Source organism: Alteromonas sp. ABV4_515, assembly GCF_056160345.1.
Genome location: NZ_JBSWWZ010000002.1, coordinates 489,731 through 510,272 on the forward strand (window position 1 = coordinate 489,731; position 20,542 = coordinate 510,272).

16 protein-coding genes are annotated in these 20,542 nt (G+C 47.5%); 8 read left to right on the top strand and 8 right to left on the bottom strand.

Annotation, left to right across the window (positions count from 1 at the left end; translation table 11 throughout):
- Window positions 1-12: 12 nt before the first annotated feature.
- The gene (locus tag ACXAGX_RS06470; RefSeq protein ID WP_474824250.1) at window positions 13-975 is read left to right on the top strand and encodes a hypothetical protein; all 963 of its coding nucleotides are present in this window, start codon (window positions 13-15) and stop codon (window positions 973-975) included.
- Window positions 976-1,059: 84 nt separating this feature from the next.
- On the opposite strand, the gene ACXAGX_RS06475 is transcribed toward ACXAGX_RS06470, so the two are convergent.
- Window positions 1,060-1,308, bottom strand: coding sequence for a hypothetical protein (locus ACXAGX_RS06475; RefSeq protein ID WP_474837310.1), 249 nt, complete (start codon window positions 1,306-1,308; stop codon window positions 1,060-1,062).
- Between the two features lie 160 nt (window positions 1,309-1,468).
- On the bottom strand, window positions 1,469-3,661 hold the full coding sequence (locus tag ACXAGX_RS06480) for a prolyl oligopeptidase family serine peptidase (protein WP_474837312.1): 2,193 nt from the start codon (window positions 3,659-3,661) through the stop codon (window positions 1,469-1,471).
- A gap of 366 nt (window positions 3,662-4,027) precedes the next feature.
- Between ACXAGX_RS06480 and ACXAGX_RS06485 the strand changes: the two genes are divergently transcribed.
- Entirely contained in the window at window positions 4,028-5,593 is a 1,566-nt protein-coding gene (locus ACXAGX_RS06485) for an FAD-dependent oxidoreductase (RefSeq protein WP_474837314.1), read from the top strand.
- Window positions 5,594-5,634: 41 nt separating this feature from the next.
- Here ACXAGX_RS06485 and ACXAGX_RS06490 read toward each other — a convergent pair whose 3' ends face one another.
- Window positions 5,635-7,875, bottom strand: a complete 2,241-nt coding sequence (locus tag ACXAGX_RS06490; protein WP_474837316.1) for a TonB-dependent receptor — start codon at window positions 7,873-7,875, stop codon at window positions 5,635-5,637.
- A gap of 427 nt (window positions 7,876-8,302) precedes the next feature.
- Here ACXAGX_RS06490 and ACXAGX_RS06495 point away from each other — a divergent pair, with 427 nt between their 5' ends.
- On the top strand, window positions 8,303-8,806 hold the full coding sequence (locus ACXAGX_RS06495) for a fasciclin domain-containing protein (RefSeq protein WP_474824570.1): 504 nt from the start codon (window positions 8,303-8,305) through the stop codon (window positions 8,804-8,806).
- Window positions 8,807-8,960: 154 nt separating this feature from the next.
- On the opposite strand, the gene ACXAGX_RS06500 is transcribed toward ACXAGX_RS06495, so the two are convergent.
- Window positions 8,961-10,346, bottom strand: coding sequence for an amidohydrolase family protein (locus ACXAGX_RS06500; RefSeq protein ID WP_474837318.1), 1,386 nt, complete (start codon window positions 10,344-10,346; stop codon window positions 8,961-8,963).
- A 429-nt stretch (window positions 10,347-10,775) separates the two neighbouring features.
- On the opposite strand from ACXAGX_RS06500, the gene ACXAGX_RS06505 reads away from it, so the two are divergent.
- Together ACXAGX_RS06505 and ACXAGX_RS06510 are read left to right on the top strand one after the other, a co-directional pair.
- Complete coding sequence (locus ACXAGX_RS06505; RefSeq protein ID WP_474824262.1) at window positions 10,776-11,768, top strand: mechanosensitive ion channel family protein; 993 nt, start codon at window positions 10,776-10,778, stop codon at window positions 11,766-11,768.
- 13 nt (window positions 11,769-11,781) lie between these two features.
- Complete coding sequence (locus ACXAGX_RS06510; RefSeq protein ID WP_474824264.1) at window positions 11,782-11,949, top strand: entericidin A/B family lipoprotein; 168 nt, start codon at window positions 11,782-11,784, stop codon at window positions 11,947-11,949.
- 21 nt (window positions 11,950-11,970) lie between these two features.
- On the opposite strand, the gene ACXAGX_RS06515 is transcribed toward ACXAGX_RS06510, so the two are convergent.
- Entirely contained in the window at window positions 11,971-12,270 is a 300-nt protein-coding gene (locus ACXAGX_RS06515; RefSeq protein ID WP_474824266.1) for a Fis family transcriptional regulator, read from the bottom strand.
- Between the two features lie 6 nt (window positions 12,271-12,276).
- On the bottom strand, window positions 12,277-13,152 hold the full coding sequence (locus tag ACXAGX_RS06520; protein WP_474824268.1) for an EamA family transporter: 876 nt from the start codon (window positions 13,150-13,152) through the stop codon (window positions 12,277-12,279).
- 173 nt (window positions 13,153-13,325) lie between these two features.
- Between ACXAGX_RS06520 and acuR the strand changes: the two genes are divergently transcribed.
- The gene (gene acuR / locus ACXAGX_RS06525; RefSeq protein WP_474824270.1) at window positions 13,326-14,027 is read left to right on the top strand and encodes an acrylate utilization transcriptional regulator AcuR; all 702 of its coding nucleotides are present in this window, start codon (window positions 13,326-13,328) and stop codon (window positions 14,025-14,027) included.
- Between the two features lie 52 nt (window positions 14,028-14,079).
- A complete protein-coding gene (gene acuI, locus ACXAGX_RS06530) occupies window positions 14,080-15,063 on the top strand; it encodes an acrylyl-CoA reductase (NADPH) (protein WP_474837320.1) in 984 nt (327 codons plus the stop codon).
- A gap of 132 nt (window positions 15,064-15,195) precedes the next feature.
- Here the strand turns inward: acuI and ACXAGX_RS06535 are convergent, their stop codons facing one another.
- Window positions 15,196-16,098, bottom strand: a complete 903-nt coding sequence (locus ACXAGX_RS06535; RefSeq protein WP_474837322.1) for an alpha/beta fold hydrolase — start codon at window positions 16,096-16,098, stop codon at window positions 15,196-15,198.
- A gap of 179 nt (window positions 16,099-16,277) precedes the next feature.
- Window positions 16,278-18,557, bottom strand: a complete 2,280-nt coding sequence (locus tag ACXAGX_RS06540) for an InlB B-repeat-containing protein (protein ID WP_474837324.1) — start codon at window positions 18,555-18,557, stop codon at window positions 16,278-16,280.
- A 332-nt stretch (window positions 18,558-18,889) separates the two neighbouring features.
- On the opposite strand from ACXAGX_RS06540, the gene ACXAGX_RS06545 reads away from it, so the two are divergent.
- Window positions 18,890-20,512 (top strand): PAS domain-containing sensor histidine kinase, encoded by a 1,623-nt coding sequence (locus ACXAGX_RS06545; protein WP_474837326.1) that lies wholly within the window; start codon window positions 18,890-18,892, stop codon window positions 20,510-20,512.
- Window positions 20,513-20,542 lie beyond the last annotated feature (30 nt).

Here is a 20,542-nt window from a genome sequence, read left to right on the forward strand (position 1 = left end):
TTCCTGAATAACATGATTAGAAAAACAACGTTTGGCTTCATTGGCTTGGGTATTCTGGTGGCCTCCGCGATAACCATTAACGCCATTCACCACTTATACAGCATGAAGCGCATTTCCTTCGATCCTCAGCTTAGTGAAATCTCCGGTATTGAGTTTGATAAGCGTGGCCGCCTGTGGGCAATTAATGACAGCGGTGATGATCCGGTGTTGTATCAACTTAATGACGACGGTTCTATTGCTCGCCAAGTAGCGGTGACCAACGCAAAGAACATCGATTGGGAAGACATGACCCAGGATGCATTCGGGCATTTTTTCTTAGGTGATTTCGGCAATAACAACCAATCGCGAAAGTGGCTGACCATTTATAAAATCGAAAACCCAATCGATATAAAGTCAGACGAAACTGAAGCGGAGATTATCAAGTTCACCTATCCTGAAATGGATGGTTCGGAGATCGCCCCTGATCAACGAAATTTCGATTTAGAAGCCTTCGTGGAATTCAATCATAACCTGTACCTGTTTACCAAAAACCGGACGTCACCCTTCGACGGCATTACCAATCTTTATCGCATAGGTGATTCTGCCGCGAACTTTGACGCTGAGCTGATAGGGTCATTTAAAACCTGCACAACGCTAGAAAAACTGTGTTGGATAACCTCAGCGGCATTAAGTCCTGATCGCAAAATGCTGGTATTGCTGGACTCCACCAGTCTTTGGATTTTTGAGAATTTTGAAGGCGATAATTTTTTCTCGGGTGATGTGTCGCGGATTGACTTGGGGATTGTGACGCAAAAAGAAGCAGTGTCTTTCTACGACAGCAATACCATTGTTTTTACCGACGAAGAGTTCAACGGCATAGGGGGTAACGCCTATGTAGTGAAGCTAGATGAAACAAAGCGTAAGCGAATTCGCCGATATCAGTCGGATACCGTGGCTGATGAAGAGCCCGAAGCCTTGGCGCCCGAACCGCAATAAACCACATGAAAAAAGAGCGATAACGCCCTTTTTTCATATCTGTAAGCAAGTGCTTAAGCCGCTATTGGTATACCGCAATACTATTTAATAACAGTGTGGCATCGGTATTGTGGTTATCCAGCGTAATGGACATGGTGTGATTACCGGGGCCAGGTTAAAATCCCAGTTCAGAAAGAAGCGGCGGGTGAGATAGTTCACCGGCGCGGTTACCGTATTTGCTGGCTTGTCATCAATCTTGATGGTTGCCGTGATCACGTCGCCATCTTTGCCAAGCGCGTCGGCAATTACCGTAATTCCCCGGCCATCGAAGCGATATTGGAAGGTGTCAGGCATGGTAATACCGCCTTGATAATCGGCCAGGAAAAATGGGTCGTAACGCTCTTTTTCCGATGGATAGCAATTGCGGTGAAGAAAATAAAAATCCGCCCCGAAAGGGCGGATCTGACCGTGATTAATATTATACGATTTTACACGAGGTGTATTACGCGCCGGTCTACAGTTCCTGTATACCCATCGAATACAAGGTAAAGCCATAGATATCGGCATATTGTTCAATGGTTTTGTGTACTGGCGTGCCAGCACCGTGTCCGGCGTCAGCTTCGATGCGAATAAGCATGGGGTTGGGGCCGCTATTCTTGTCTTGCAGTTCCGCAGCAAATTTGAAGCTGTGTGCTGGTACTACGCGATCGTCGTGATCTGCTGTAGTGATAAGCGTAGCCGGGTAGCTTTCACCTTCTTTAACATTGTGAATGGGCGAATAACCAAGCAGGTATTTAAACATTTCTTCGCTTTGTTCAGAGGTACCATAATCATAAGCCCAGCCTGCGCCAGCAGTGAAGGTGTGATAGCGCAGCATGTCGAGTACACCAACAGCAGGCAACGCCACCTGGGCGAGATCAGGACGTTGAGTCATCACTGCGCCTACCAGCAAGCCCCCGTTTGAACCACCGCGCAGCGCCAGATATTGTTTGCTGGTGTAATTGTTTTCAATCAGGTATTCACCGGCTGCGATGAAGTCATCGAACACGTTTTGTTTTTGCAACTGCGTACCCGCTTTGTGCCAGGCTTTACCGTACTCGCCACCACCACGAATATTTGGCACAGCATAAATACCGCCCAGTTCTAACCAGGCCGCCACGGTTGCACTGTAGCGAGGTGGTAGACTGATATTAAAGCCACCGTAGCTGTAAAGCATAGTGGGATTTTTACCGTCCAGTTTTAGCCCTTTCTTGTGCGTGATGATCATGGGTACTTTCGTACCATCTTTAGAGGTATAGAATATTTGCTCAGAGGTATACGCATCGCTGTCGAAGCTGGTGGACGACGCGCGCACCAATTCGGTTTCACCACTTTCGATATCGAGCTTATAGATTGCCTGCGGCGTGCTGTAATTCTCGAACATAAAATATGTTTCGGTGGCATCTTTGCCGCCAGTGAATGAACCGATGTCACCCAGGCTGCGCCCCGAAGATTCAACAGAGCCAATACCGGGCAGGTCGATGTCGCGAACAAAGCTGCCGTCGAGGTTGTATTGTTTAACCTGTGAAATGGCATCGACCATGTATTCGGCAAAGAAATAGCCGCCAACGGTGGTAACCGATAACACATTGTCGGTTTCAGGAATTACATCTTCCCAGTTTTCCAGTGCCGGTGCGTTTACATCGAAACGAATCAATTTGCCGTTAGGTGCGTCCAGATCGGTTTTCACAAAAGCATAGCCGTCTTTGATCAGCAGCAAATCGGTATCGGCTTCCAGTGAGGGTTTCAGGGTAATGAAATCACTTTCAGGTTTGGTTAAATCTTTCATAAAAAGGCGATTGCCCGAGGTAGATTCGGCAGCGAAAATCAGTAGGTATTGGTTGTCTCCGGCTACCGTTGCGCCGATGTAGCGGTGTTTCTGTTCAAGGGTATGTCCAAATACCTTATCGTCGTTGCTTTGTGGCGTGCCTAGCTGATGATAGTAAATTTTATGCTGGTCGGTTTTCTCGCTTAGCTCTGAGCCTTTTGGCTTGTCGTAACTGGAATAATAAAAGCCGTCGTTCTTAAACCAGGAAATGCCGCTGAATTTCACGTCTACCAGTTTATCTTCAAGCAGCGTTTTACTGATTGTGTCCATCACATAGACGGTGCGCCAATCACTGCCACCGGTTGAGGTCATGTAAGCGGCCAGGGTGCCGTCTTCTGAGAATTCCACGGAAGCCAGAGAGACCGTGCCATCATCGCTGAATGTGTTCGGATCGATAAAGACTTCAGGCTCACCACCGTCTTTCTGACGATATAACACGCTTTGGTCTTGCAGACCGTCATTTCTATAGAAGTAGCTGTACTCACCTTCCTTGAAAGGCGCGGAGATGCGTTCGTAGTTTAAAAGGGTACTGACCGTTTCGGCAATTTTCTCCCGATAAGGAATATTACTCAGGTAAGCCTGGGTAATCGCATTTTCGGCTTTAACCCAAGCTTCGGTTTCAGTGCTGCGATCGTCTTCCAGCCAGCGGTAGGGATCGGCAATCTCAGTACCGAAGTAGGTATCTACCACAGTGCCTTTCTTTGTTTGCGGGTAGTTGAGCGGACTCTTCGTTGAAGCGGTTTCTGACATCGCGGTTTCCGGTTTTTCTGCAGACGGCTGACAAGCCGTAAGTGCGGGTATAAGTAAAAGTGGAGTGAGTTTCCTGGTTAGGTGGCGCATTCGCTGTCCCTGTTTGTTGTTATTGTCAAATACCAATATAAACGGGGAGGTGGAATTGAAGCAAGTGCAGACCTTGTTCACGTATAAACCGCCTGTTTAAACGGTGTAAAAGTTGCCCGACCGGCGCGTAATGGTAACGGTTAAAACAAAAGAGACTTGGCATATCTTATTTATCATTTGCACTAATATTCCTAAATCACGACAATTTTATTTTCATAACTAATTGATATAAATGAACTTGGTAGCCTATTCAGTGAACACTAGACAGGATTTAATCGTGTCAGCATCTTATCCGGAACAGAATTTGAAACTCTCTTTTGATTAGTCCTCTTTTAATTCCAGCGTAATCCTTCGAAGGAGCAAGTCATGTCTTTTATTTCTGCCGGTCATTTGCAACAGTTTGAAAATCTCATTCCAGTTCGTAAAACACTCGACGATACCGACATTCTTATTATACGAGATGGTAGTAAAGTTTTTGCCAGCAGCCCTGACTGTCCACATAAAGGCGCGCCCCTGGAAGACGGGGCGGTATGTCGTGGCAAGCTGGTTTGTCCGTGGCACAAAGCGGCTTTCGATATTACTTCTGCAGATGTATGCGAGCCACCGGCGCTTACCGGTCTGAAACGCTACGCCATAGAAATTAGAGAGGGTGAAATTTTTGTCGATACCAGCGTGGCAACAGACAGTACTGGGGATCGACAAAATCGATTAACAGCAGTCAGCGACCGTGCCCACGTAGTGATCATCGGAGCTGGCGCAGCTGGTAGTGCCGCATTACAAACTCTGGTAAATAATTGTTTCAACGGGCAGATTACCGTTATAGACCCAGATCAGCACGCGCCTTATGACAGAACCTTACTCACAAAAGCCGTGCCAGCGGGTGATATGGAACCTGAAGACGTTCCAACCTTAGATGCTGTTGATGCGATGCAGCGCACAGAAGTGACCCGCTTAATGTCGGCAGTGGCTGAAATCAATACCCGAGCGAAACGGGTTGAACTGAAAGACGGGCAAACCGTTAACTTTGATCGACTCATTGTTGCAACTGGTGGCGTACCGGTTCGACCAGATTTGCCTGGCGTAAATCTCTCAGGCGTACATACGCTAAGGAATGTGGAGCAGGTTACGCACGTTATTGACGACGTGGAGAACACTAATCAGATCAGTATAGTGGGGAACAGCTTTATTGGCTTGGAAGTTGCCGCCGCGTTGAAGCAACGCAATAGCCGGATCCGGGTGCGGGTGATAGCGCCCGATCCGGTGCCGTTTGAAAAGCAGTTTGGCAGAACAGTGGGACAATATTTCCGTAACTTACATGAAGGCAAAGGCGTGGAATTCGTTAATGACGAGGTGACTGCATTTACCGGTGCAGAAAAGGTGACTGGTATAGAACTGGCATCAGGCCAATTTATCGAATCCGATTTGGTGTTATTGGCTACCGGTGTCAAAACAGATAGACATCTTCTTAACAGTTTACCCCTGAACAATGATGGTCAGATTAACGTTGATGCATACCTTCGAGCGTCAGAGCATGTATATGCCGTGGGCGATATTATCAGCTACCCCTACAAGGGTATCCCGATGCATGTAGAGCACTGGCGTACCGCCCAACAGCAAGGTAAACACGCAGCACTAAATTTGCTGAGGAGTATTGGGCAGCAAGGAGAGCTTCAGGCATTTGATAAAACGCCTTACTTCTGGACAAAACAATACGATGACAAGTTTGAATATGTCGGACATGCAAAAAGCTGGGATGATATTGAAACGGTGGGAGTGCCAGGCGACGAGCATTTTCTGGCAGTTTTCCGACAGGAAGGCAAAGTGGTTGCCGCATTGGCAAAGGGTTATCCCAAACTGACAGCAAAAATGGTCATCGAAATGGATGACCATGTGCCATTATCGTCGATAATGGCTAAGCTGGAAGCTGCCTGACGGCATATGGCTGCTGATTTCGGTCAGCAGCCACGCCATATTCATTCCCACTGATAATCAAGCTTTAGCCCAATAGTACGCGGTCGCGAATAGGCTGACGTAGCACTGAATCCGAGAAAGCCGGGGCTTACATAAACATTGTTTTTTTGCGTGTCGTCTTCGATATTGGTAACGAAAGCCGTAAGGGTAAGTGCATCGCCGGGAAAGGCATAGGTGACGGTGGCATCTGTACGCGTGTAGGCTTCAACTTTATCAATTTCAGGATGATTAAATTCGCGCAAGTACAAGTCATCCTGCAACAAGAAATTCAGTGCAGCGGTAATGTAGCCACCGTTACTCACTTCGGTACCGAATTCTATGCCAGCCTGCACACTGCTTTGCGGCACAAAAGGGATTTTGTTTCCGGCTAAATCTGTGCGGCCTAGGCCAGCGGGATCTTGTTCATTAAATACGGGCGCCGGATCGCGGGTATCGGTACTGAACAATTCGTCAAACTCCGCATCGGTTAACGTGTAATTGAAAAACAACTTCCAGTTGGCATCAACGATATAACGACTATCTATTTCAAAGCCTTGAATGGTGCTTCTAGCGGCGTTTGAAGTAAATTGTCCGGGCGCATTGTTCACGGTGGTGAGCGTAGTCAATTGCATATCTTCATAGTCGTAGTAAAAGCTATCAAGATTGACGCGCAATCGTTTATCCAGCCATTCAGATTTAACACCAAATTCATAGGCCATCAGTTGCTCAGCATCGTAAGGTAAACCATTCGATGTGAGGTTAAAGCCTCCGGCTTTATAGCCAGTGGATGCCGAGGTATACACCAACATGTCTGAAGACGGTGACCATTCCGCCCCCAAACGCCAGGTGGTTTCTGAAAACGAAGCGTCGCCAGAATAAATATCATTCGGGATATCGGGTGGAAACGGGAGCCCGAAGTTGCCACGCGTCACTTTCACACCGCGTTTGTTGTCGCTGGTGTAGCGCAATCCGGCAGACAAATTCAGGGTATCTGTTAACGTGTATGTGGCCGAGGTAAACGCTGCCGTGGTTTCGCTTGTTCCGTCTTCATCGAGAAGAAAGTCAGGTAAGCTGATAGGGCCACCTGGTGTAAGGCCGTTTAGTCGAACCCGGCGAAAAATAAAGGTATCTTCAACAAAATAGTAGCCGCCAAGTAGCCAGCTTAATGCATCGTTGCTGCTTGAAGACAAACGGGCTTCAACACTTTTGGCAATGCTGTCCTGCTCTTTGTTGAATATACTGATATCAACCGGCGAGGCGTCGAAATCTTGTTGTAAACGAGACTTTTGATCCATATACGACGCTTGCAGAAAGCCTTCCAGTTCGCTAAATGCTTTGGTGAGTCGCACAAACGTACTGGCGGTTTCTGTATGGTTATAGGCCTCGGTATTATTGTCTGCAATTAATGGATCTTGCGGATCTTCAGGCATGGTAGGGAGTAGCGCTCGGACAGGGGGCGGTCCTCCAATGTTGCGCTCGAGGTAGGTCATGTTCACCCCGGTGCCTTTCAAATCGCTGTAGTTTGCAGAAATCAGTAGCTGCAAATCATCGTCGGCGTTGTATTGATATTGCCCTTTTATCGTCACATCGCCATCGGTGCCGAAGAAGTCATCGGTTCCCGGTTCATCGGAAAGGTTTCGAACATATCCGTCTTCTTCGGTATATATAGAGGAAAATCGCACCGCACTTTTTTCGTTAACCGGTAAGTTGACGAGCCCTCTGAGCTCTCTTAAATTGCGTTCCCCCACACTGACGCCTGCCTTGGCCTCGAAATAATCCTTGGGTGTGTTGGATATTACGTTTACCACGCCACCTGTTGCATTTCGGCCATACAAGGTGCCCTGTGGGCCGCGCAGCACTTCTACTCGCGCAATGTCGTAAAGAATGGCTGAACCGCCAGCAGGGCGCGCGATGTAATTGTCGTCGATATAGAAGGCAACACCGGAATCGGAGATAGAACTGGTGCCTTGCAGCCCAATGCCTCGGATAGATATTTTAAATCCATCCTGCTCCTGGCCCACATGCAATGCGGGTACATAAGATTGTAAATTGGACAAATCATCGATGTTTCGCTGTTGCAGCATATTGCCAGTGAAAGCCGAAATCGCAATAGGGGTCGATTGCAATGTGGTGACTTTTTTCTGCGCCGTGACTTCTATGACCTCCGTGCGTTCTTGCTCAGAATTGTCGTTCGTCGATTGTGCAAACGAAGGTAGCGATGCGGCAGTAAAAAGACATATAACGGAAGTAAACTGATTGGGCATTGCCTGGCCTGAACGAATGGTCTGAATTAACGTATTTCTAGTTATAGAACATTTCAGGAAATAGGGTTAATTCGGTTTGAACAGGCCAAATAGCGAAATAATGCGCGTTAGAATGTGAATAACATGAACATCCAGTAGGTTCCGTCGTCATTCATCATGGTAGTCGGGCTAGGTCCACCAGTAATACCAAACATCCCGCTTCGCATGTCATCGTACCTCCTGTACAAATTTTGACTTCAATTTTTACCATACTGGTCTTGTAGGTAGATGAAAAGCCATTATTTTTCTCAAATATCTTTGTTGTGAGTCGAATGTTAACAATCTTTAATCAACCAAAATATAAAAGCGTAGGTATCCATTGATGACACGTTCGAAGCCGTTTCACGTTCGTGCACATTTTTTAATTATCAGGAGAAACGAAATGAAAATGTTCAAAACCGCCAGCGCACTTCTTGTTACCGCTTCATTGAGCTTCAGTGCAATGGCTAACCATCATAAAGGTGAAAAAGACATCGTTGATACCGCGGCTTCGGATTCTCAGTTTTCTACATTAGTGGCTGCTGTGAAAGCGGCTGGTCTGGTAGACACGTTGAAGGGTGAAGGTCCTTACACTGTGTTCGCTCCAACCAACGACGCTTTTGAAGCATTACCTGAAGGAACGCTCGGCGAACTGCTGATGCCGGAAAATAAAGACAAGTTGGTGGAAATACTGACTTACCACGTCGTCGCCGATGAAGTGATGGCCTCAGAAGTCGTTGAAATGGACGAAGCAACGTCAGTTGAAGGTGCGCCAATTGATATTACGGCTACCAGTAGTGAAGTAATGGTGAATGATGCCAAAGTCATGGCAACAGACATTGAAGCGTCGAATGGCGTGATTCACGTGATTGATAAAGTGATTATGCCTGCCGAGATGTCAGCCGGTTTATAAGTGCGCGTAAAAGTTTAGTGAAATCCCCTGTGACAAGGTGAAAGTAAAAATCCGGACATGCGTTCGGATTTTTTGTTTATTCTTCGCTTGCTTCGCCTTTGGAGATGAAAAAAGCGGATTAGGTAATCCGCTTTCGGGTGAAGTTGTTGTGGTGTTAATTGCCGTAATTTTGTAGCAGTTGTTCATCCACTACGCCGTTATATTTAAATACAACGCCGTCTTTCATTACCATATCCACATCACGAATAATGTTCATGTATTTCAATACGTCGCCGCGAACGGCAATAATATCGGCCACTTTTCCAGGGGTAACAGAACCGTATTTGTCTTGAACTCCCATCATGACTGCAGGCCAATAGGTGGCCGAACGAATAGTTTCCATGGGGTCAAAACCCATATCGTGTACCCACACCGCCATTTCTTGCCAGGTGGACTGACAGTGAAATTTCATCGGAATACCCGAATCGGTACCTACTAGCATCATCACGCCAGTTTCTTTTAACTGTTTAATTTTATTCTTAATCGTTGGCGTGCGAAGTGGTGTGAGTTGCATGTAGCTCAGGTGACCTGGCTTGGCGATAGACTGTTGAATATCTGCAATGGTGTCGTCCTTCAATCCACGTTTCCAACAAGCGTCATCCAGTTCTTCCGGGTTAGCGACTAAATCAGGGTAGGTAAACAACCCTTCCATGGTGGGTGTCCAGAATAACAGACCGTCGAAGATCCCGGTGGAAGTGCGTTCTTTCAATGCATCCAGCACATCCTGAGGGTATCCCGGCGCAGTGGTGAGACCAGTGTGTTCAAAGCTGTCTACGCCAATTTCTACACCGAGACGAATTTCGTCAGGCTTGTGAGCGTGGCCGACTACTTTCATGCCGTATTTGTGTGCTTCATCTACAATTGCTTGGGCAACCGGGCGCGGCAAATCATCCTGATCAATAAGCTTCACGATCTCCATTCCCGCATCGTGCAGCCGTTTTACCTTGCTTGCTGCATCCTTGATATCTCTCACTTCCCAGCGATAGTGACTTTGCCATTCGTCCACGTGGTATTGCAAAAATGGGCCTGAGGTATAGAGGTTAGGTCCAGGTATTTCACCCTCTGCCAGCTTCTTTTTAATGGCCACTGAATCGTCAAGGGGCGCGCCAAGATCTCTCACACTCGTCACACCCGCTAACAATAATTGGATCAAAGATGCGGGCATGATTTCATCAACCTGACGATCGCGATACGCTTCCTGCCAATGTGTGTAGTTAGCATGGCCATTCAGCATGATATGAGCATGACTTTCCCAGAGGCCAGGTAAAACATCCTGACCTTCGGTAGAGACAACGCGATACCCTGGCGGTACATCAAGAGTATCAACGCTGCCGACTTGCTCGATAATGCCGTCTTTGATGAGGACAACGCTGTTACGTAAGGGGAGCTCTGCTGTTCCGTCAATCAAACGGCCACCTACCAAAGCCACATTTTCTGCCATTACCGGAAAGCTGAATATACCCATTGTGGCAAGCGCTACAATGCGATTACGTAAGCCCATATAACATCCTTTTTTTATTATAAATGAATGGTCAATTTATGTACTCTTAGCGTCACTTGCAACAAGTAAGATTGAACTACCGGAAACCAGCCGATTTCCCCGAAATAGAAAGCACGGGTAAACGCTACCCATAAGCAGGAAAACAAGGTTCAGTTAGACGCCATCTGACCCGACACTTTATCGACCCCATCGGGATATATTTTCATAGTCTGTGAATCTCTTTCTCTTTGGTCTTACTTTCTTTCATTCATTTTTCCACCCTAATCTTTAGGTGGAATTAATTAAGTTGTTGAAGTTTATGATCTTATAGTCATGTTTGCTTTCTGGTTTCCAGGCAGAAAAACCGGTACATAACTTGAATTGCCACTACCACGCGAAAGTAGAGCAAATGCTCGCTTTAAATCTCAATGAATATGAATAGGGAGAGGCATGGAGTTTCCGCAAATCGATAAAGCGTACGAGCTTATCAACGAAAAACTGCAAACCTGGCTGGAAGGTGGCATTAAGCATCTTCCCAATATTGTGGTTGCGTTGTTTATCGCCATTGCATTCGGACTCATTGCTAAAGTGGCTGGAAATATTCTTCGTAAAGGCTTACGAAGGGCGTTTGAATCCCGGCAAATTGCAGACCTTCTTACTTCCATAGCCAAAGCGTTTATCGTTTGTGCGGGTATTTTCATTGCGCTGGATTTCATCGGTTTACAGGGCACGGTAACGTCTCTGCTCGCCGGTGCCGGTATTGTGGGTCTGGCCATCGGTTTTGCCTTCCAGGACATTACAGAAAACTTCATTGCCGGTGTAGCCATGGGCATTCGCAAGCCATTTGAAATTGGCGATGTGATTCAGGCCAATGACGTATTCGGTAACGTGGAAGAGATTAATTTACGTAACACCTGCGTTCTGACGTTCTACGGGCAGCGGGTTATCATTCCGAATAAGATCTTGTTTCGAAATATCCTTACCAATTACACCGTTTTACGTCATCGCAGAATCGAAATTCCGGTGGGCATTTCCTATGCCGACGACCCACAAAAAGCCCGTCAGGTCATTGTGGATGCCATGAATGAAAAAGACTATGTCATCAACAAAGATGAGACCAATGTTTATGCCGAATCTTTTGGTGACAGTAGCGTAAACCTGCTGTTGTGGTTTTGGATACGCTATCCCGGTGAACCCAATTATATGGAAGTGAGGCACGACGCCATTGTGACCATTCAGCGAGCGCTGAACGAGGCAGACATCCTTATTCCATTCCCAATTCGAACGTTGGACTTTGATGCCAGAGGCGGCGAGAAGCTTAACGCGATGCTGAGCTCATCGAACTTTTCAGATAAAAGTCGTGAGCGCGAGTCTGGCGAAAGCCAGGTAAAAAAAGACAGTGCTGATCAAGCCGGTCCGGGTGATGCGGCACCGGAAAGTTAACAGGAGAGTTAAAATGAGTTCACTACAACAATCACGGGCGTTACGCGGTAAATATCTGGTAATTCTATCGGCATTCCTGGTTAGCCTGCTTAGCGGCTGTGCTACCGTGGAAGGCGTGGGCAAAGACGTGCAGTCTGCCGGTGAAGCACTAGAAGATGCTTCCGAAGACGCCCAGAACTAAAAGTGCCGGACGACCCTGATATCAGGGTTCGTCCGCAACAAACTGAACATGTTTGCTCACATTTTTAAGTACGATTTGTTCGGCTGACAAATTGAACGCAATAAGCTGGTAAAGCTTAAGTTCGATATTTTGTTCTTTCACCCTCGCAATATCCTCCTCGCTGGCGAAAACGCAAGTAACCATCAGACTTTCTGGAAACTTGTTATAGTCTGCGGTATGCGTTAGCCATTCAAACCCGCAATCCCAATCTTTCGCAATTTCACAGGCATTCGTTAACGCTTTAATGACCATGTTATCGAGTTTTTTAAACGTTTTTTTCATCTACATTCAGGCCTGCTGTTGAGATAGTCGAAGGCGCTTGTTCCAATGCGCATTAATCAATAATGACGCCACGATAATGCCTCCGCCTAAACAAAGGCGAACTAAATCTGCATCACGATTCCATACCAATACGTTAATGATAAGACCCGCAGGGATGAGTGCATTGTTCATGATGCCCAAGGTGCCCGCATCCACTTTTACTGCGCCGAGGTTCCAGAAATAAAAGCCCAGGCCAGAAGCCACTACACCCAGCCAAATCAGTACTGTCCAATGCGTGGTGGTGGACGGCAGTTTGTCGGCATCGCCAAACATTAACCACGACGGCAGTACAACAATTAACGCGCCAATGAAAAACAGTGCGAAGCTACGCCAGGGCGGCGTTTTAGGCTGATAATGGCGCATAAGTCGGGCGTAGCCAACTTGGCCGATGGCAAAGGTAAGATTGGCTAACTGTAAAATAAGAAATCCGGTGACGTAATTACTGCTTACGTCGTCGTAGCGAATAACCGCCGCACCTGCTACAGCGATTGCCGTACAAACCAGTCCGGGCACGGACAAGCGCCGGGCCAGAATGTCGTTGAACAAGGAAACATAAAGCGGTGTGAAAATAGTGAACAACAACACTTCAGGTACAGTGAGGTAAGTAAACGATTGGTACAAACAAACGTACGTGATACCAAATTGCGATGCGCCTACGCCTAACATGCCCAGAATAAATGGACGTGGCAGACCACCAAGCCGTAAAAACGGGAGAAAGAGTGCCCCCGCCAACACAATACGGGTAAGCACTGCAAAATAGCTGTCTACCTGACCAGAAAGGTATACACCAATAAGACTGAATGAAAGCGCCCACAATACTGTGACAGCGGAAAGATAAAACACAGAAACAACCTTTTAATTGAAACGTCAGCGCACGGTCGCTGGACCGCTGTAAATCAGGCTGCGTAGTTTACCTTACGCGCACGCAAAAGTAGTGAGGTTGTTTAGAGCGAGTATGTTTATTGGCAAAAAATATTCTTTGCAATTAAATAGACGATCGGTCTAATATGTATTCCATGAGTACTTACATATCTTCTAAAGAAAAGCTTTCTGGCACAAAGCCTTCTGACGCCAAGTCATCTGGCACTGAGCTTGTTAACAGAAAGCCGCGACGTGGGCGTCCGCCTAAAGCTGGACGAAAGAACACCGACACCCGGGCTGAATTGATCCGCAGCGGCCTTGAACACCTGACTGAATTTGGATTTTCAGCATCGGGTATTGATACGATCCTGAAAAAAGTCGGTGTACCCAAAGGCTCATTTTATTTTTATTTCGCCAGTAAAGAATCCTTCGGTCATGCAGTGTTAAACAGCTATGCCAGCTACTTTGCCGAAAAGCTACAGCGTACACTCAATGATGAGAGCGTTGCGCCCCTGGCTCGGGTCGCTTTGTTTGTAGATGATGCATCAGCAGGCATGAAGAAGCATGATTTCACCCGAGGTTGCTTAGTCGGCAATTTAGGGCAGGAAGTCGATTCACTACCAGAAAGTTTTCGTGGCCGCTTAATTGAGATATTTACTGAGTGGCAGGAACATCTTCGCGATTGTTTGCAAGCAGCTATTGATGCAGGAGAATTAGCGGCGCATGCCGATTGCGATTGGCTGGCAGAAGTGTTCTGGACTGGTTGGGAGGGCGCAGTAAGCCGGGCCAAACTGGAAAAGTCAGCACGCCCATTGGCAAGCTATTCGAAGTTCTATTTAGCCGGTTTACCAAAGTAGGGCGGCTTTTTATTTATCAGTTAATAGACGATCAGTCTATATTGGAGGAAATATGTTCAGAGGAATCGTTATCGACAAAGTGGACGATAATTATCAGGCCGAACTTACCAGCATTAGCGAAGACATGCTAATGGACGGGGATGTGAGTATTGATGTGATGTATAGCACTCTGAACTACAAAGATGGCCTCGCGATTACCGGAAAAAGTCCAGTAGTAAGGCGATTCCCGATGATCCCGGGGGTGGATTTAGTGGGAACCGTTACCCAGTCGGGCTCCTCACGTTTTCAGCCTGGCGATAGAGTATTGTTAAATGGCTTTGGTGTAGGAGAAACGCACTGCGGCGGTCTGGCGGAAAAGGCCCGGTTGAAGAATGAGTGGCTGATTAAGTTGCCCGAGGGAATGTCACCACGGCATGCAATGGCAATTGGGACTGCGGGCTATACGGCTATGTTGTGCGTGATGGCGCTGCAAAATCATGGCATTGAGCCGGGCAGCGGCGAAGTATTGGTTACCGGCGCTAACGGTGGGGTTGGCAGCTTTGCCGTGGCACTGCTGGCGAAGCTTGGCTATACCGTAGTGGCTTCTACCGGGCGCATGGAAGAAGCTGATTACCTGAAAAAGCTGGGGGCCACGGAGATCATCCACCGCAATACCTTGTCTGAGCCAGGCCGTCCATTGGCAAAAGAGCGGTGGGCTGCAGCCATCGATTCAGTAGGAAGTCATACCCTGGCAAATGTTTGCGCATCGACAGGTTACGGCGGTATCGTCGCCGCATGTGGTTTGGCACAGGGATATGATTTACCTGCCACTGTGATGCCATTTATTTTACGCGGCGTGACATTAGCCGGTATCGACAGTGTGATGCGTCCGCTGGAAGATCGGGAAGTTGCATGGTCGAAACTAGCAGAACTGGTTGATGATGATTTGCTGGCTGAGATTTCACATGAAATTGGGCTTGGTGAGGTTATTGAAACCGGTAAACAACTGCTGGAAGGAAAAGTGCGCGGACGTGTAGTGGTGAATTTGTCCCGCTAGTCCTGGTTGATAGTCGCGAACCAATGTGAAGAGGCGGATGAGGCTGTATATCGCCAGCCCCGCCAGCCCTGTTAGCTGTTTGTTTCTCGTTGGCTCACGGCTGTTTGTTTATTAATGGTCACCGCAGTTTGCTTAGCGTTCTTTCAACCACGCCACTAAGTCTGGAAAGTGGTCTTCTCTGGCGGCAGGATGAGTAAGCATATTGATATGATCGTAATCCAAAGCATTGCCATTGGCTTTACTCAGTAAAGTGAAAAAGCTGTCAGTATTTCCCGTCTCACGGATAAACCGGCGGATATCTTCAGGGTGTCCCAACGCATGATCGGCCACGGCTGCAATGTGCCAGGTTGGTGGCCAGGTGGTAGATTCCGCTGCTGCCGCATAGTCAAAACTGTCCTTAATATCTCGCCACGGGGTGTGTTTAACCCAATGCACACTTTGTCTTAACGACTCCCGGGTTTCGTCATCGGAGCCTATTTTGTATTGTTTGGCCGGTAGGTAGCCTTTGTGTCTGGCAATGAGGGGGGACAACCACTTCCAGATCAAGTCGACTTTTATCAGCTTTTCGAGATTTCTGGCGTACACACTGCGTTTACTGCCAAAACACACCTGGCTGCGCACTTTCTCAACCAGCTTTGGAAAGCGGGCGAGGGCAGAAGCCACCAGAATGCCGCCCCAGGAATGACAAATAATATGGACGGGTTGCCCCGTGCGCTGCCAGATAAACTCAATCATCAACGGTATATCGCGGGTGATTTGGTCGGTTTGGTCGTGTGCCTGATCGTCTCTGATAGGTGGTGTGCTTTTCCCTCGACCACGCATGTCTGCCACGAAAACATCAAAACCTTGTTCTGCGAGATAGCAGCCGAGACCTTTGCCAGACTCAGTGTAGAAAATCTTACCGTTTTCAATAGCGCCGTGAATCATCAGCACCGGCGCACAGTTGTCATTTTTATGAATGTGCCTCAAGTGAAGCTGATGGTGTTTGTCAGTAATGAAAAGCGACTCTTGCGACGGAAGTGAGCTGTCGGCCATAAGGTATAAAGTTAATGAATTGTTAGTTAAGCATGCCAGCTTGCTTTGGATAGGTCAACTGGACAAACCAGTTGACGTGAGTTTACTTCTGGATATTATGGTGTGTTAGCTATACAGGCTATAAAAAAGCGCGCAGTTTTTGCTGCACGCCTGTTCTTGCTATCTATATTCCCAACACATTAGAGTGTGCGGGTACACACCACGTGTCGAATAGAACTGCGCGGTGAATCAGCCATACTGTTTCCTTCAGACGTTACTGCCAACGTATTCATCGACAGATCCGCTGCAATAGACACCGACCAGAAATAGCGATCATAGGTGGTAGAGCCTAAATCCAGTGGTGGCGTGGCGCTTTCTACGAACGCCGCGTTGAGTTCTTCCTGCATCGGAACGCGCCAATCCGTGTTGCCGCCATCTTCCCGGCGTTCGCAGAAGGCGACCGCTTCAAACAGTGACATTCGCGGGTAGTCACTCAGTGCCATCCATTCCAGTGTGGCTGCACTGTCGTAGGTTTGATTTATCGCAATGGCCTCGACTTCTGCTTGCTGCACGGCGCCGCTATCTGAACTAAAGCGTACTGCCGCCAATGCTGGATTGTTCGACGTGCGGGCAACGACAACGGCGCAGCTTGCATCTGGTGCCAATGTTGCGCCAGCACAGGTAGACGACTGAATAGTGAAATAAGCCGCATTTAACCCGTCCAGAGTTTCGCTAAGTCCGCTAACCGCACTGTCAGATTCATTGGTGAGCATAACGGTAACGGTTTCATTCGCAGCCGCCCCGGGTAGGGTCGATAATGCCGGTTGGGGAATGAGTGCGGGTGGTGTTACCGACAAACTGACAGTCAGTGCTTCACCGGTGCCCTGGGTGCCGTTCACATTCACTGTAATACCGCGATAGGTATCAACGTAATCTTCTGAAATGCCTAATGTCGTTTCATCTTCTGTCATAAGATAAAGCGCATCTAACGGGCTATTGGTGCCGGTGGTATTTCGGGTTTGAGGGATGGAAACCAGTAGTTGATACGCAGCATCTGAGTCAATTTCTTCAAACAGTGAAGCATCAGGACCAATGGGGGTTTTCACTTCAAAGTTAATGTATACCGCATCACCATTGGCGTCTCGGGCATAGGGTACGCGCAAGAGTTGCACGCCACCTGCGGGTGACGATGATTGCGCTAAATCCACGTCGCTTGCAGCCGTGGCAATCATCACGTTATCGGTGGTAAGCCAACCGGCTAAATTACGCATAGGGGCAGTAAATGCAGCTTCATGATCGTCGATGTCACCCATAGGAAAGGGGCTTTCATCGCCATCTTCTGCGCAGTCCTCTGTACTGCGGTAAGCAAAGCTTGAGGCTGGCAAGGTTTCACAACGACTGGCATTCGCATGACGCATGCCAAAGGTATGACCTAAGTTGTGCAACAGCGTAGCTTTGCTAACACATTCACTTGCCGTATACGCCGCGTAATGGTCCCAGCTTTCCAGTACATTGCTGTGATTTAGCGAGGCATAACAAACATAAGGCGTATTCGGACTGTCGTTAATAACAGTAATGAGGCGGTCGAAACTGGTGTAGTCTTCCACGTTTTCAGCAATCCAGGCGTAGATCTCCTGCAACTGCGCATCGCCTAACATTACCTCGTTATCAATAAGGGAAAAGCCATATGTTTCGCCACTGCTGGTGGTGTCGGTTGCGGTAAGGGTGTAGTTCGACATCACGTGAGGCTCTAACCACGCAGCGCCTTCCGACGCATTCACCACATACTGATTAATTGCATCGTCATCTGTAATGAACAGGGCTGTCAGATCATCTGTGCCAAAGTCTTCAAGGCTATCGCGCCCTGCGAATGACACTGGCAATACCAGCGTTTTCTGACCGCCAGTGCTGCTACGGGTTGTAGTATCAGATTGGGGAGTAAAGGTTGCGCTAACCTCACAACTTTCGCTGGCGGTAAAGCTATACACGTTACCTTTCAATGACCCGTTACAGCCGCTTACCGCATCTATCATGTTGGTTACATCGGGTACCAGTGTCATCGATACACGCTCACCTTGCTGCGTCGTCACAGAACTGGGGTAAAGCACACCGCCGCTTAGCTCAGCGCTGGTAACATTTACTGTGGTGTCGATTTCTGAAAAGGTGGCGGACACAGTACAGGCAGCAGTAATTGCCCCTGTGGTGTAGGTGGTTCCGTTCAGTGTGCCGTCACAGCCTTCAGCACGGGTGAGTTCATAGCCCGAGTCTGGCGTAAGTGTGATTGACAGCGTGCTGTTCTCGTTTACCGCTTCACTGGTGACTGAAGATGAGCCGCCATCGCTGGTGGTAACGGTAACCGTATAGGTTGTCGGAGTGGGTGTAGGTGTTACCGGTGTTGTTGGGGTGCTGTCAGAACCACCACCGCCACCACAGGCAGTAATCGATAAACTAAGTGCAATAAGGGAGAAAGACCTTTTCATGCCTCATCCTTAAAAAAGCAGGCCAAGAGGGTTACATTCTCTACGCCCGCTTTTCATTAAGGTTCATGCACTTTTTAAACTAATTTTACGTTTTGCTAAAAAGATATAAAAACTTAACGTATTAGATAATTCTTTACAGCTAAGCAGCGTTCAACGTTCTCAAATGCGGACCTGGTAAACCTATTAAACGAACAACCCATTGCAGAAGGTGGCAAACTCGCTGGTCTTTGCTAATTTTAAACAAGAATCTTAGCCGCTAAGTACGATCTATTTTTTTGCTGTTGAGGGGCGTCTTTTTGATGCCGCCACTGACTTTTTGCAGGTTTGCCTTGATGAATGATGTAAACAATTGTGAGAACGGATTCGAAGCTGTTTTCAGAAATTCGAAAGATGGTCTGGCAATTTTTAAAGACGAAGTGTTTATCGACTGTAATGCGTCTATGTTAACGCTGGTCGGCGTTGACAATAGAGATGATTTTATTGGTAAAACCCCATTCGACTTTTCCCCAGCGCGACAACACGACGGCACCTTATCGGTAACTAAAGGGCTCGCCCTGGTGGCCCGTTGTCATCAGGAAGGCAGCGTGCGTTTTGAATGGATCATCAAACGTTTTAATGGCGATGCACTCTGGGTAGAAATTATTCTCACCCAAATGACTATGGACGGTGAGGAGGTCATTTATGCGAGCTGGCGTGATATCTCTGAAAGTAAAGCCTTTGAGCTGGCGCTGAAAGAGCAGAAAAATACCTTTGAGACCTTATTTAATGAATCTCAAGATGGGCTGAGCCTGCTCATTGATCACAAGTTCATCGATTGCAATAAAGTCCTGTTAGATATGTTCGGCTATTCCAGCAAAGAGGAAATCCTCGGCCTCACGCCAATGGATCTATCACCAGAGTATCAAGCGGACGGTCGTCGCTCTGAAGATATGGTAGCAGACAATGCAAAACAGGTAGCTGGCTATGGAAACAAGATGCTGGAGTGGCAGCATCAACGGGCTGATGGTTCGCTGTTCTGGACTGAAATTATTGTGATAGAGATAAAGCTAAATGGTGGCCCCGCCATCTATGCTATTACCCGTAATATTTCAGAAAAGAAAGCGCTGCAAGAAAAAATAATAAGCAGGAACGAAGCGCTAAAGGCGACTAACCGCAGCTTGTCTGAAACCATTGAAAGTCTGAAGCTGGCACAGAGTAAATTGGTCGAGTCAGAGAAAATGGCCAGCTTGGGATCGCTGGTGGCGGGTGTTGCTCATGAGATTAATACGCCGGTGGGCATAGGACTCACCGGTATTACCCAATTAATGGAAGAATGTCGCGATATCCAAACCCGATACGAACAGGGAAATCTAACGGAAAATGACTTCGAGGATTATCTTAATAGCGCCAGTGAACTGGCGGGCATGATTAAGAAAAATATTGATAGAACAGCGCAGTTAGTGCGTAGCTTTAAACAGGTGGCGGTGGATCAGACCAGTGAAGAAGACCGGGAGGTAAATCTTAATCAGTATCTCGATGAAATCTTCTACAGTTTAAGTTCTGTGTTACGCAAAGCGAAAGTGGTCGTAGCAACGGAGTGCCGCAATGATATTAATGTCGTGACCAACCCAGGCCTGCTTTCCCAAGTGGTCACTAACCTTATTATGAATTCCGTCAATCATGGTTTTAAAGACCGCGACTCTGGCAATATCTACATTGGGATTAGTGAACAAGAAGATAATATGTTCATGATGCAATATCGCGACGATGGCAGGGGAATTAGTAAAGAAAATTTAAGCCGCATTTTTGACCCGTTTTTTACCACTAACCGCAGTCATGGTGGCACCGGGCTTGGGCTGAATATTACTTATAATATTATTACCAATGCCCTTGGTGGCTCGATTACCTGTAACAGCGAGGAAAACAAAGGCGTTGAATTTATCATCAAATTCAAAGTGAAAGCGCGCCTCGATTAGTGCTGTTTCACGCCTGACTACAGCACCATC

Excerpts from the sequence above, each read along its gene's own strand:
- ACXAGX_RS06470 (WP_474824250.1), top strand. The coding sequence starts at position 13 with ATGATTAGAAAAACAACGTTTGGCTTCATTGGCTTGGGTATTCTGGTG.
- ACXAGX_RS06475 (WP_474837310.1), bottom strand. The coding sequence starts at position 1,308 with ATGCCTGACACCTTCCAATATCGCTTCGATGGCCGGGGAATTACGGTA.
- ACXAGX_RS06480 (WP_474837312.1), bottom strand. The coding sequence starts at position 3,661 with ATGCGCCACCTAACCAGGAAACTCACTCCACTTTTACTTATACCCGCA.
- ACXAGX_RS06485 (WP_474837314.1), top strand. The coding sequence starts at position 4,028 with ATGTCTTTTATTTCTGCCGGTCATTTGCAACAGTTTGAAAATCTCATT.
- ACXAGX_RS06490 (WP_474837316.1), bottom strand. The coding sequence starts at position 7,875 with ATGCCCAATCAGTTTACTTCCGTTATATGTCTTTTTACTGCCGCATCG.
- ACXAGX_RS06495 (WP_474824570.1), top strand. The coding sequence starts at position 8,303 with ATGTTCAAAACCGCCAGCGCACTTCTTGTTACCGCTTCATTGAGCTTC.
- ACXAGX_RS06500 (WP_474837318.1), bottom strand. The coding sequence starts at position 10,346 with ATGGGCTTACGTAATCGCATTGTAGCGCTTGCCACAATGGGTATATTC.
- ACXAGX_RS06505 (WP_474824262.1), top strand. The coding sequence starts at position 10,776 with ATGGAGTTTCCGCAAATCGATAAAGCGTACGAGCTTATCAACGAAAAA.
- ACXAGX_RS06510 (WP_474824264.1), top strand. The coding sequence starts at position 11,782 with ATGAGTTCACTACAACAATCACGGGCGTTACGCGGTAAATATCTGGTA.
- ACXAGX_RS06515 (WP_474824266.1), bottom strand. The coding sequence starts at position 12,270 with ATGAAAAAAACGTTTAAAAAACTCGATAACATGGTCATTAAAGCGTTA.
- acuR (WP_474824270.1), top strand. The coding sequence starts at position 13,326 with ATGAGTACTTACATATCTTCTAAAGAAAAGCTTTCTGGCACAAAGCCT.
- acuI (WP_474837320.1), top strand. The coding sequence starts at position 14,080 with ATGTTCAGAGGAATCGTTATCGACAAAGTGGACGATAATTATCAGGCC.
- ACXAGX_RS06535 (WP_474837322.1), bottom strand. The coding sequence starts at position 16,098 with ATGGCCGACAGCTCACTTCCGTCGCAAGAGTCGCTTTTCATTACTGAC.
- ACXAGX_RS06540 (WP_474837324.1), bottom strand. The coding sequence starts at position 18,557 with ATGAAAAGGTCTTTCTCCCTTATTGCACTTAGTTTATCGATTACTGCC.
- ACXAGX_RS06545 (WP_474837326.1), top strand. The coding sequence starts at position 18,890 with ATGAATGATGTAAACAATTGTGAGAACGGATTCGAAGCTGTTTTCAGA.